General features: G+C 53.6%; 11 protein-coding genes. 9 read left to right on the forward strand and 2 right to left on the reverse strand.

What is annotated here, in order from left to right; translation table 11 throughout:
• Positions 1–55 precede the first annotated feature (55 nt).
• Positions 56–544 (reverse strand): hypothetical protein, encoded by a 489-nt coding sequence (locus tag KGB24_RS13895; protein ID WP_223415624.1) that lies wholly within the window; start codon positions 542–544, stop codon positions 56–58.
• Complete coding sequence (locus KGB24_RS13900) at positions 498–1,607, reverse strand: nucleotidyltransferase family protein (RefSeq protein WP_008030924.1); 1,110 nt, start codon at positions 1,605–1,607, stop codon at positions 498–500. The genes KGB24_RS13895 and KGB24_RS13900 overlap by 47 nt, the downstream gene beginning before the upstream one ends.
• A 716-nt stretch (positions 1,608–2,323) precedes the next feature.
• Here KGB24_RS13900 and KGB24_RS13905 point away from each other — a divergent pair.
• The 9 genes from KGB24_RS13905 (at position 2,324) to KGB24_RS13945 (ending at position 11,171) form a co-directional block, all read left to right on the forward strand.
• Positions 2,324–3,304 (forward strand): NAD-dependent 4,6-dehydratase LegB, encoded by a 981-nt coding sequence (locus tag KGB24_RS13905; protein WP_008030926.1) that lies wholly within the window; start codon positions 2,324–2,326, stop codon positions 3,302–3,304.
• An 8-nt stretch (positions 3,305–3,312) separates the two neighbouring features.
• Positions 3,313–4,464, forward strand: a complete 1,152-nt coding sequence (locus KGB24_RS13910) for a LegC family aminotransferase (protein ID WP_008030929.1) — start codon at positions 3,313–3,315, stop codon at positions 4,462–4,464.
• On the forward strand, positions 4,461–5,615 hold the full coding sequence (gene neuC / locus KGB24_RS13915) for a UDP-N-acetylglucosamine 2-epimerase (RefSeq protein ID WP_223415625.1): 1,155 nt from the start codon (positions 4,461–4,463) through the stop codon (positions 5,613–5,615). The genes KGB24_RS13910 and neuC overlap by 4 nt, the downstream gene beginning before the upstream one ends.
• Before the next feature lie 3 nt (positions 5,616–5,618).
• A complete protein-coding gene (gene neuB, locus KGB24_RS13920; RefSeq protein ID WP_008030932.1) occupies positions 5,619–6,704 on the forward strand; it encodes an N-acetylneuraminate synthase in 1,086 nt (361 codons plus the stop codon).
• The gene (locus KGB24_RS13925) at positions 6,701–7,378 is read left to right on the forward strand and encodes an acetyltransferase (protein ID WP_223415626.1); all 678 of its coding nucleotides are present in this window, start codon (positions 6,701–6,703) and stop codon (positions 7,376–7,378) included. Before neuB ends, KGB24_RS13925 begins: the two co-directional genes overlap by 4 nt.
• Positions 7,379–7,752: 374 nt before the next feature.
• Entirely contained in the window at positions 7,753–9,066 is a 1,314-nt protein-coding gene (locus KGB24_RS13930) for an N-acetyl sugar amidotransferase (protein ID WP_008030936.1), read from the forward strand.
• Positions 9,063–9,824 (forward strand): imidazole glycerol phosphate synthase subunit HisF, encoded by a 762-nt coding sequence (gene hisF, locus KGB24_RS13935; RefSeq protein WP_008030937.1) that lies wholly within the window; start codon positions 9,063–9,065, stop codon positions 9,822–9,824. The genes KGB24_RS13930 and hisF overlap by 4 nt, the downstream gene beginning before the upstream one ends.
• Positions 9,817–10,467: an imidazole glycerol phosphate synthase subunit HisH gene (gene hisH / locus KGB24_RS13940; protein WP_008030939.1), complete on the forward strand. Its 651-nt coding sequence runs from the start codon at positions 9,817–9,819 to the stop codon at positions 10,465–10,467. Before hisF ends, hisH begins: the two co-directional genes overlap by 8 nt.
• Complete coding sequence (locus KGB24_RS13945; protein ID WP_008030942.1) at positions 10,464–11,171, forward strand: cytidylyltransferase domain-containing protein; 708 nt, start codon at positions 10,464–10,466, stop codon at positions 11,169–11,171. The genes hisH and KGB24_RS13945 overlap by 4 nt, the downstream gene beginning before the upstream one ends.
• Positions 11,172–11,271 lie beyond the last annotated feature (100 nt).

An 11,271-nucleotide genomic window follows, 5' to 3' on the forward strand; every position in this document is an offset into this window, starting at 1 on the left:
AGTGAACACATTGTTATCGCCAGCTCATCAGCAACGCTTTTGGTTCGGTTTTTACTTACTTAGCATCCTTGATTGCCGCTTTGGCTCGTAATTTAGCGCTTTTAGCCTTTTGGGCAGCATCCTTGGCGACTTGCGACTTCGGGGCTGCTGCAGAGGCGGCAGCAGCAAGTTGTACGTAGGCGTCAAGCCTCAGCATTGCCGACTCTGGCGAGGAGTTAAGTTCAGTTAGCGCCTTTTCAGATGCTTCCATCGCAGCAATGGCGACAGATTCCGGGGACTTTGCGGCCAGCTGAGCAGCGCCTTCGGGGGAGGACAATGCAAGTTGGAGGGCCTGATGTTCAATGGTTTCTACAACAGCAGCTTTGGCGGGCCTGCCAAGAGCTTGCTCTTGTTTGTCAGATCTTTGATCGCAGCCAGCAATGCTGCCCACAGTGATGGTCAAAACAGTAAGGAGCAGAAGCATTTTTTTCATGAGATATTCACTTTGCTGTTTGGCGTTAGTTTTGCTGGCTGCCGATGTGGTTTTTTTGCGCAGCCCATTCATGTTGTGCTCGTTCGAACTCTTCAATGCGACCAATGTCGAGCCAGTACTCACGTAGAGGAAATGCCGCAGTGGCTCTGTTCGACGCGATCAAATCCTCGAACATCGTGGGCATGTCGTAAAAAGTGCCGGCGGGAATTTGATCGAGCACTGATGGTGAAATAACGTAAATTCCCGCGTTGACATAAAAGCTGTGTATCGGTTTTTCATCGATGCCGACAATAGCTGGGCCATCGACCTTCACCACCCCGTAGGGCACTTGAAAGTCGTACTCGCGTACCGTCATCGTCGCTTCGGCGTTGTGATCTTCATGAAACTGCAGCAAATTGTCGAAACGTGCGTGGGTCAAGAGATCACCATTCATGACTAGAATGGGATGTTCTGGACGTTTGGACAGTAGCGACAAGGCGCCTGCTGTACCGAGCCGTTTGTTTTCTTCCAGATAGCGAATTCGCACCCCCCATTTGCTGCCGTCCCCAAAGTGGTTGCGTACCACTTCAGCGAGATAGTTGACGGAGAGAAAAAAGTTGCGAAACCCTTGCTCGATGAAACTCTCCAGAATGCACTCCAATATGGGCTTTCCGGCAATCATCAGCATCGGTTTTGGGCAGTTTTCTGTTAGGGGGCGTAGTCGCTGTCCCAAGCCGCCAGCCATCAGGACCACCCAGTTGGGGCGCTCAAGTATTCCAGTCAGGGCATCAAGAGTGGCAAGGCCCACGACACGCTGCTGGTCATCGACCAGTGGCAGGTGGTGTAGAACCTTTCGACGCATCAGGTTCAATTGTTCGTTGCTGGAGGATGTAGCGTGGGCAGTCTCTGGTGCCTTGTTCATGACTTCGGCAACAGGCGTTTCCAGGTGGACGTCCCTGAGAATCGCTCGGCGAACATCTCCGTCGCTGAGTAGACCGACAAGCTTTTCGTTGTCATCCAGCACCAGCGCCATTTGCATTCCGCAAGTATCGATGCGAACAATCGCCTTACGGAGCGGGGTGTCCGGCGAGACTACAGTATCTCTCCAATCCTTCACTTTTTTCGATTCCATATCTGGCTGGAGGAAGTACAGCATCCCTGCCTACTCTGTTTATATTGCTCGGAATCTATAGCGCGCCGAGTTGTTGCGAAACTCCGGCTATTGAGCCAGAGCGCGGCAAGCCTACACTAGAGGTCTCGCAAGTCAATAAGGGGGGGCAGGGGGGGTGGATCTTGTAAAGGGGAAAAAAGTATCTATGCATGTTCAATTTTTGCGAGAAGAGAGTGTCGCCAAGGTGTTTTTCGGTGCCGTGTGAGCTGGTATGATCCGCCGATTCATTGAAAACAATTGTTTTTTTCTGGTGATGTGGTTAGTTGTACGGCTTGTACTAGTGCAGGGATGCATTCTCATCGATTTCTTGTCAGGCGCTGCTCAGGCGTTTTGCGATTGATTCTGACGAAGCACCTTTGGCGTAAATCAAGGCGTGCATCTCCCTCCTGATTTAATTTTTTACAAAATTCCTGGTTTCACTGCTTGGCGTGCGACGTTGTGTCATCGTTTTCCCTTGTTTCGTGTGGGGCATGCTGATGGCGCAAGTAGGGCGGCGCCCTGCAAGATATGCCGACTGGTGCCCTTGCCTGGCGCGTCGCCAACCAGGCGAGCTCTTGGCAGCTCGGCGCAGTCACGGACGTGTGTCTTTCGGCGCGGGCCGCAATTTTTTTGAAGCAAGATCCGTGTGTTGGGCTCTTGCTTATTGGTTTTTTGTGTCTTGAGCTCTGGTGCTTCGGGGCAGGTACGTTAAGGGTTGAACGATGTCTACAGTTTTAGTAACCGGCGCGGATGGGTTCATTGGCTCGCATTTGACCGAACTGCTCGTGCGTGAAGGCTACAAGGTCAAGGCGCTGTCTCAGTACAACTCCTTCAATTATTGGGGGTGGCTCGAGGACGTCGATTGTCTTTCTCAAATCGAGGTGCTCAATGGTGATGTGCGTGACCCGCACTATTGCAAGCACATCACCAAAGATGTCGACATCGTTTTTCACCTGGCGGCACTGATTGCCATTCCTTATTCGTACGTTGCGCCAGACAGCTACGTAGATACCAACGTCAAAGGTACGTTGAACATCTGCCAGGCGGCGTTGGAGAATGGCGTTAAACGCGTCATCCATACGTCGACCAGTGAGGTATATGGTACTGCCCAGTATGTGCCTATCGACGAAAAGCACCCTCTTCAAGCGCAATCGCCGTATAGCGCTTCGAAAATTGGTGCCGATGCAATGGCAATGAGCTTTTTCAATGCATTCGATCTGCCGTTGACGATTGCCCGGCCATTTAACACCTACGGTCCTCGCCAGTCTGCTCGGGCGGTTATCCCGACCATCATCAGCCAGATCGCCGCTGGCCAGAAGCAAATCAAGTTGGGCGATGTAACGCCTACTCGAGACTTCAACTATGTCGCGGATACCTGCCGTGGTTTTCTCGAGCTGGCTCGTTGTGAGCAAGCGATCGGCGAGACGGTGAACATTGGTTCGAACTTCGAAATTTCGGTAGGTGACACCCTCAATCTTATTCGCGAGTTGATGAATAGCGATGTCGAGTTCCTGACGGATGACCAGCGTCTGCGTCCCGAGAAATCGGAGGTTTTCCGGTTGTGGTGTGATAATTCGAAAATCCACGGGCTAACCGGATTCGAGCCTGATTATTCGATTCGTCAGGGCCTGGAAAAGACTGTTGAATGGTTCTCCCAGCCTCAAAATCTCGCCAAATATAAAGCCAATATTTATAACGTTTGAGGCTCGAAATGTTTGACGCTCTAGTCAGGTTTGTACGCGATCAATACGGAACAAATGAATTTATTCCGTTGCATGCCCCAGTGTTCTCCGGTAACGAGAAAACGTATGTAGCCGAAACGATTGAGTCGACTTTCGTCTCCAGTGTCGGCGCCTTTGTAGACCGTTTCGAGCAGGACATGCAGGCGTACACCGGCAGTGCGCGAGCGGTTGCCACGGTGAATGGCACTGCTGCATTACACATCGCCCTGTTGTTGGCAGGTGTGAAACCGGGTGATTTGGTCATCACTCAGTCCCTGACATTTGTCGCGACATGCAATGCCATTGCCTATTGCGGCGCCCAACCGGTTTTCGTTGATGTCGATCGCGAGACGCTGGGGCTTTCGCCTTCCGCTCTGGATGCCTGGCTCGAGTCCGAAGCGTTCATCGACGCAGACGGCGTGTGCCGCCTGCGTAGCGATGATCGTGTGCTCAGAGCCTGTTTGCCCATGCATACATTTGGCCATCCTGTAGCGCTCGACGCGCTCATGGAAGTCTGTGCGCGTTGGGGGCTGGCGCTGGTGGAGGACGCTGCCGAGTCGCTGGGCAGTACTTACAAAGGGCGTCATACCGGTACATTCGGCCTGGTTGGCACACTCAGTTTCAATGGCAACAAGGTCATTACCACCGGGGGGGGCGGCATGCTGCTCACCAACGAGTTGCTGGGGGCCAAGGCCAAGCATCTGACGACCACTGCCAAGCAGCCTCATCCCTATGAATATGTACATGATGAGGTCGGTTACAACTACCGCTTGCCGAACCTTAATGCGGCGCTGGGATGTGCACAGCTAGAACAGTTGGATACATTCCTGGCGGCCAAGCGAAAATTGGCAATGAATTACAAGCATGAATTGGCGCAAACCGACTTGCAGTTCTTTACCGAACCCGCGCATGGCAGCTCCAATTACTGGTTGAACGCAGTTGTTTGCCATGATCTCGCGCAACGTGACGCGCTCTTGAAAGCAACCAACGATAGCGGCGTCATGACTCGGCCAATCTGGAAATTGATGAACCACTTGCCGGCTTATGAGCATTGCTTGAAGGGTGACCTCAGCAACGCGCAATGGTTGGAGGCGCGTATCGTCAACTTGCCAAGCAGCGTGCCGCCGGCGGAGCGCTCATGACACGTCGCATCGCCGTATTTACCGGTACCCGGGCAGAATATGGCTTGCTCTACTGGTTGATGAAAGGCATTCAGGCCAGCGAGACTCTGGAGCTGCAAACCATCGTCAGTTGCATGCACCTTTCTCCTGAGTTTGGAGAGACCTGGCGGCAAATCGAGCGCGATGGTTTTGTAATCGACTCCAAGGTCGAGATGCTTCTGTCTTCTGATACCGATGTCGGTGTGGCCAAGTCGATGGGCTTGGGAACGCTGGGGTTTGCCGATGCTTTGGACCGGTTGCGTCCAGAGATGCTGGTCGTGCTGGGCGATCGATTCGAGGCGCTGAGTATTGTTCAGGCTGCGTTGGTCATGCGTATTCCCGTCGTTCATTTACATGGCGGCGAATTGACTGAGGGCGCGTACGACGACGCGATTCGCCATGCCATCACTAAAATGGCCTATCTGCATTTCGTGGCGGCCGAGCCCTATCGACAACGTGCCATTCAGATGGGCGAAAGTCCTGAACGGGTTTTCAACGTAGGGGCCGTGGGTCTTGACCACATCAAGCGCACGCCACTCATGTCGGCGCAAGAACTGCGCGATAGCCTCCAGTTTTCTGTGGATACACCGCTCTTGCTGGTGACTTATCACCCGGTCACGGCGCTGGAAGAAGACCCGGTAGAGAGCTTTAGTGCCTTATTGCTGGCTTTGGAGGAGTTCGCGGAGTATCGCGTGATCCTGACTTACCCCAACGCCGATAACGGAGGTCGCGCGATCATTCCGTTGCTGGAGGATTTTGCAGCCCGCCACGCTGATCGGGTGTTGGCAATCCCTTCATTGGGTTTTCGACGCTACCTCAGTGTTGTCGCACGTTCTGCCGCTGTTGTCGGCAACTCCTCTAGCGGGATCATCGAAGTGCCGTCTTTTGGCGTGCCGACCATCAATATAGGGATGCGTCAGGCCGGCCGGCTGTGCGCCGATTCTGTATTGCACTGCCAACCCGATAAGGAGTCCATCGCGGCGGCACTTGCGTTGGCACTCAGTGCGCCATTCGCACAGTCTTGCAGGGACACAACCAACCCTTATGGGCAGGGCGATGTCGCCGAGGCTATCGTGGCCGTTCTTGAAACCTGTGATGTGTCGAGTCACAAGTCATTTCATGATTTGAGTTGACGTATGAAACTACCCAATAAAGATGCTGTGTACGTTATTGCTGAAGCAGGTGTGAACCATAACGGTGAGCGTGAGCTCGCGTTCGAACTGGTTGACCTGGCGGCGAGCGCAGGGGCGGATGCGGTGAAGTTCCAGACTTTCGACGCCCGAAAGTTGGCTTCCGCAAGTGCCCCCAAGGCCTTGTATCAGCAAGAAACCACCGACGCGGCTGAAAGCCAGTTGGCGATGTTGCAGAAGCTTGAGCTGCCTCGTGCCTGGCATGCTGATTTGCAAAGCCATGCCAAAGCCCGTGGCATTGAGTTCATCAGCACTGCTTTTGATAGCGACAGCCTGGATTTTCTGTGTTCGCTGGATATCCCATTCTTTAAGGTTCCGTCCGGTGAGTTGACCAACGGGCCATTGCTTTGGCAATTCGCCAGGACCGGGAAGCCGCTCATCCTTTCGACGGGCATGGCAACACTGAGTGAAGTCGAGCAGGGTCTAGCGATAGTCGCGCACGCGTTGTCCAATGAACGCGAGCCAGCGGACATGGATCAGGTCTGGCGGTGTTGGAGTGATGAAGAGGCCAGGAGCCGATTGACAGGCCACGTCACGCTACTGCACTGCACTTCACAATACCCTACGCCTATGGCGGAAGTTAATCTTCGGGCGATGGACACCTTGCAACAGGCGTTCGGACTTGATGTGGGGTATTCAGACCACACCGAAGGGTTGTTGGTGCCTGTCGCAGCGGTTGCCCGTGGTGCTACGGTGATTGAGAAACACTTCACGCTGGATCGCTCGATGCCGGGGCCGGATCACAAAGCATCGTTGGAGCCTGCTGAGCTGGCGGAAATGGTCTTGCAGATCCGGGCGCTTGAAAAGGCCCTCGGCAAACCAGGTAAATCGCCGCAACCGAGTGAGTGGGATACCCGTAAGGCTGCCCGCCAGCAGGTTGTCGCGGCACGTGAAATCGCCGCAGGCGAGCGCATTTCCCGGGCAGACCTTACAACAGCTCGGTGTGGTGGTGGCTTGCCCGCTACAGCTTTGTGGCAGCGAGTTGGAGTGATAGCTTCTCGCGGCTATCGAGCCGGTGAGATCATAGAATGACGTTGTCAGGTCGCAGCTTCTGCTCACGTCCGTTCGTCATTCTTGGGGCAGGAGGGCATGCAAAGGTGTTGCTCTCCCTCCTTCAGTCTATTGATGCAGATGTGAAAGGGGTTTGCGATCCTGGATTGGCGCAGAGTCCCGTCCAGTCATGGCGCGGGGTCAGGGTGCTGGGTGGGGACGAAGTGCTTGATGGGTTGGACCCGGCTCAGGTGGCATTGGTCAATGGCCTGGGGCAGGTTGTCGGTAGTAATCGCAGGAAACAGGTATTTCTGGAGCTGACAGCCAAAGGGTTCCTATTCCCGCCGCTTCTGCACTCGGCTGCATGGGTTGACTCCAGTGTGCTGCTGGAGGCCGGCGTCCAGGTCATGGCGGGAGCGGTAATTCAGCCCGATACGGTGATAGGTGCAAACACCATAGTAAATACCGGGGCCAGAATAGACCACGATTGTATGATCGGCAGCCATGTACACATCGCGCCGGCGGCGGCCTTGTGCGGTGGAGTAAAGGTCGCTGCGGGCGCTTTTATCGGTGCTGGCTCAACCACAATACAAGGCCTGACTGTTGGCGAGGGTGCCATAGTGGGGGCGGGAAGTACGTTGGTCAGGGACCTGCAAGCGGGGCATATGGTGCTGAGTTCGCCAATGCGGATCTATGAATCGAAACTTAAAATTTAGCCAAATAATCATGAAGTCAGATGACCAGAGCGCTTGGGTGATCAGCCCTGACGGACGCTTGCAAGGGACTGTTACTGACGGTGATGTGCATCGTGCACATGGCGCAGGCAATGCTGGCTGTCAGGGTTCACGAATGGCAGAACCCTTTCGGAGTTATCCGAACTGAAAGTATTTAAAATGTCGGTTTCGATGAGAAGCCGATACACCGAACACATGCCAACGCGGGTATCTACCTTTTGGTCCCTGCTGTACTCGATGAGTGGGTAGTCGGAATCCAATGCGTTATGCCGACGCTGATTGAGCGCGCTGACGACCTGCAGTTGGCAAGTAATAAATACACTGTTGATAAATGATTTCGTGATTGGAGACTGGTTTTGAAAATTGCCCCTGGTTCATCTATAGATCTTTCAAGATTTACCAAGCCACACAGCGAGCTGGAAGTTTATTACGGGTTGCCGCGCGACGTTAAGTTCTGCAAAAAGTGCAACATGTCGAACCAGCAGCCGATGTCGAGTAACGAGTATGCGCACAGCAATGACTCGACCAAGACAACTCTGAGCTTTGACGAAGAGGGCGTATGCCACGCCTGCCGTTTCAATATGCTCAAAGAAGATGGCGAAATCGATTGGGATGAGCGTGAGCGCGAACTCGTCGAGCTGTGCAATCAGCACCGTAAGTCGGACGGGACCTATGACTGCATCGTGGGCGGTAGCGGTGGCAAGGACAGTGCCATGCAGTCCCACTTGTTGAAGTACAAATACGGGATGAATCCACTGACCGTTACGTGGTCCCCGCATCTGTACACCGATATTGGTTGGAAAAATTTCCAGCAATGGCTCCATGTCGGTGGTTTCGATAACTACCTGTACACGCCCAATGGCAAGATTCACCGCCTGTTGACCCGCAACGCGACCATTAACCTGCTGCACCCATTCCAGCCGTTCATTCTGGGGCAGAAGACATTCGTTGCTAAAATGGCTGCTCAACTGAACATTCCGTTGATTTTCTACGGAGAAATGCCAGGCGAATATGGTGAGAAAATCTCCCATAAAACGTCGAGCTACGCTGCGGCCAACGAAGTGGCAGAAAGCGAAGGTTTTTCTCTTGACTACTTCGGTGGTAAAGACGTCCGTGACGTATACCTGGGTGGTAAAAAGATCGGCGAATACCTGGACGAGGGCGTTCCACTGGTCGATCTGAAAAGCTACCTGCCAATGCCAGCCGATGTGCTTGAGCGCAAAGGTATCGACTTTAAGTACCTGGGTTACTACAAAAAGTGGGTACCGCAGGAGGCTTACTACTACGCCGTTGAAAATACCGGCTTTGAGGCCAACCCGGTTCGTACCGAAGGTACGTATTCCAAGTACAACAGTCTTGATGACAAAGTCGATGGTTTCTTCTATTTCACGCGTTGGATCAAGTTCGGCGTGGGTCGCTCGATGATGGACTCCGCTCAGGAGATCCGTAACCACCACATCGACAAGGACGAGGCGATTGCCTTGATGCAGCGTTATGAAGGTGAATACCCTTCGCGCTACGAAAAAGAGTTCCTGGATTACATCAGTATGACGCGTGAAGAGTTCCTGGAGACGTGTGACCGTTTCCGTTCTCCGCACCTTTGGCATGTTGTGGATGGCGAGTGGAAATTGCGTTACACGCCTTGGAATCCTCAGGTCAACGCTGAATGAGCAACACGCGACTAATTGCCCGCCTTGATGTGAAAGGCGCCAATCTCATTAAAGGCATTCATCTTGAAGGGCTCCGCGTGATCGGTTCGCCCAACGAGCATGCCCTGCGCTATTACGAGCAGGGCATTGATGAGTTGATCTATATGGATTGTGTCGCGAGCCTTTATGGGCGCAACAGCCTGGGTGAGTTGATCAAGCAGGCGGCGGAGAATGTGTTTATTCCTCTGACCGTCGGCGGAGGCGTGCGCTCGGTTGACGACGTCGCTCATCTGTTGAGATGTGGTGCTGACAAGGTGGCCGTCAACACGGCTGCTGTCAGCAATCCTCAGTTGATCACCGAGATCGCTCGACGTTTTGGCAGCCAATGTATGGTTTTGTCCATTGAGGCAAAAAGTGTCTCGCCGGAACGTTGGGAAGTTTTCACGGACAATGGCCGTGAAAGCACTGGCATTGACGTCGTCGAGTGGGCAAAAAAGGCGGCAGAGCTAGGCGCTGGGGAGATTTTACTGACGTCGGTCGACCGTGAAGGAACTCGCAAAGGCTTCGACCTGGCGCTTGTTCAGGCGGTGACCGAGTCCGTCAATATTCCTGTTATCGCCAGCGGCGGCATGGGCAAAGCCCAGGATGCTGTCGAGGTGGTCAAGGTGGGGGCGGATGCAGTCGCTATGGCTGACATTCTTCACTACAAGCGAGCATCGTTGGCTGATATCCGAACAGAAGCGTCTGCTGGCGGGATCCGGGTTCGAAAGTATGAGTAATGTAATTACTGTTATCGATTATGGCGTGGGCAACCTGTTCAGCGTCCGTCGGGCGCTGGAGCACTGTGGTGCGACGGTAAACCTGGTATCCGATCCGGATGCGTTGAAAGACGCCACCAAGGTTCTGCTGCCTGGCGTAGGTGCATTTTCCAATGCGATGACCATGCTGTCTGCGAACGGAATGGATCAGGCGATAAAAGAGTACGCCTCATCGGGTGCTCCACTTTTCGGTATTTGCCTGGGAATGCAACTGTTGCTTGATTGCAGTCACGAGTTTGGCCTTATCAATGGATTGGGATTAATCCCGGGTACGGTAGAGCCCATACCTGCCGTTGATAACAGCGGCGCTCGTCTGAAAATCCCTCATATCGGTTGGTCCGATCTGATTCGCCCGGCAGGGCGAGCTTCCTGGGATGGGACATTGCTGGCTTCGGTTGAGCCACACAATAGCGCTGTCTATTTTGTTCACTCCTACATGGCTGTGCCTGAAGACAGTGCCCATCGCGTCGCGGATTGTTTGTACGGCGATACTGCGGTGGCGGCTGTTATTGGGCGCGACAATGTGTGGGGCGCGCAATTCCACCCTGAGAAGAGTGGCAAAATCGGGTTGTCGATGTTGAGCAACTTTGTGGCGTTGAAATGAAGATCCTTGCAATCGTACCCGCGAGGGGCGGATCCAAGCGGCTACCCGGAAAAAACATCAAAGTTCTGGGTGGGCGCCCGTTGATTGCCTGGACAATTGAAGCGGCACAGCAAAGTGGCGTTGTCACCGATGTGGTGATCTCGACAGATGATATGGCTATTGCGGACATTGCCCGACAGTTTGGTGGCAATGTTCCCGGTATGAGGCCTGCACATTTGGCCACCGATACCGCTAGCAGCTTTGATGTAGTGGTGCAGGTGCTTGATGAGTATGAAGCTGCTCACGGCACCGTGGATGGTGTCATGTTGCTTCAGCCGACCTCGCCATTTCGTTCGTCCGAATCGATTCGGCGTGCGGTGATGCAGTTCCAGCAAGATGTTTCCAGATCAGTTGTCAGTGTTACGTCGGCCAGTTCTCATCCGGCTTGGTGTTTCAAGCTGGAAGGCGACACGATGACACCTTTCCTCGGTTGGGAGAGTCTCTCGAAGCGGTCTCAGGACCTTGAGCCCGCCTATACTCTGAACGGTTCGATTTACCTGATCGCACCAGACATTCTTCGAGGACAAAAACGTTTTGTAGGCCCCGATACTGTCCCGTTAGTGATAGCTGGCAGTATCGAGTCTCTGGATATTGATACTCCCGAGGATTGGGACGTTGCCGTGCGTATGCTGGAACAGACGGCGATACTTGCAAACGGCCCATGAAATGTTCATTTAAAAAAACACCGTCATTCTCATTTGAATCACGGCTGTTTGATAAGTGACAACATCTGAAGCGAAGCCATTAATCTGGCTTCGCTTTTTT

The sequence above is a fragment of the Pseudomonas sp. BF-RE-25 genome (genome assembly GCF_019956105.1).
Lineage (GTDB): Bacteria > Pseudomonadota > Gammaproteobacteria > Pseudomonadales > Pseudomonadaceae > Aquipseudomonas > Aquipseudomonas migulae.

Coding starts and splice junctions, on each gene's coding strand:
- hisH (WP_008030939.1), top strand. CDS start 9,817: ATGAGTAATGTAATTACTGTTATCGATTATGGCGTGGGCAACCTGTTC.
- KGB24_RS13895 (WP_223415624.1), bottom strand. CDS start 544: ATGAATGGGCTGCGCAAAAAAACCACATCGGCAGCCAGCAAAACTAAC.
- hisF (WP_008030937.1), top strand. CDS start 9,063: ATGAGCAACACGCGACTAATTGCCCGCCTTGATGTGAAAGGCGCCAAT.
- neuC (WP_223415625.1), top strand. CDS start 4,461: ATGACACGTCGCATCGCCGTATTTACCGGTACCCGGGCAGAATATGGC.
- KGB24_RS13945 (WP_008030942.1), top strand. CDS start 10,464: ATGAAGATCCTTGCAATCGTACCCGCGAGGGGCGGATCCAAGCGGCTA.
- neuB (WP_008030932.1), top strand. CDS start 5,619: ATGAAACTACCCAATAAAGATGCTGTGTACGTTATTGCTGAAGCAGGT.
- KGB24_RS13925 (WP_223415626.1), top strand. CDS start 6,701: ATGACGTTGTCAGGTCGCAGCTTCTGCTCACGTCCGTTCGTCATTCTT.
- KGB24_RS13905 (WP_008030926.1), top strand. CDS start 2,324: ATGTCTACAGTTTTAGTAACCGGCGCGGATGGGTTCATTGGCTCGCAT.
- KGB24_RS13900 (WP_008030924.1), bottom strand. CDS start 1,607: ATGCTGTACTTCCTCCAGCCAGATATGGAATCGAAAAAAGTGAAGGAT.
- KGB24_RS13910 (WP_008030929.1), top strand. CDS start 3,313: ATGTTTGACGCTCTAGTCAGGTTTGTACGCGATCAATACGGAACAAAT.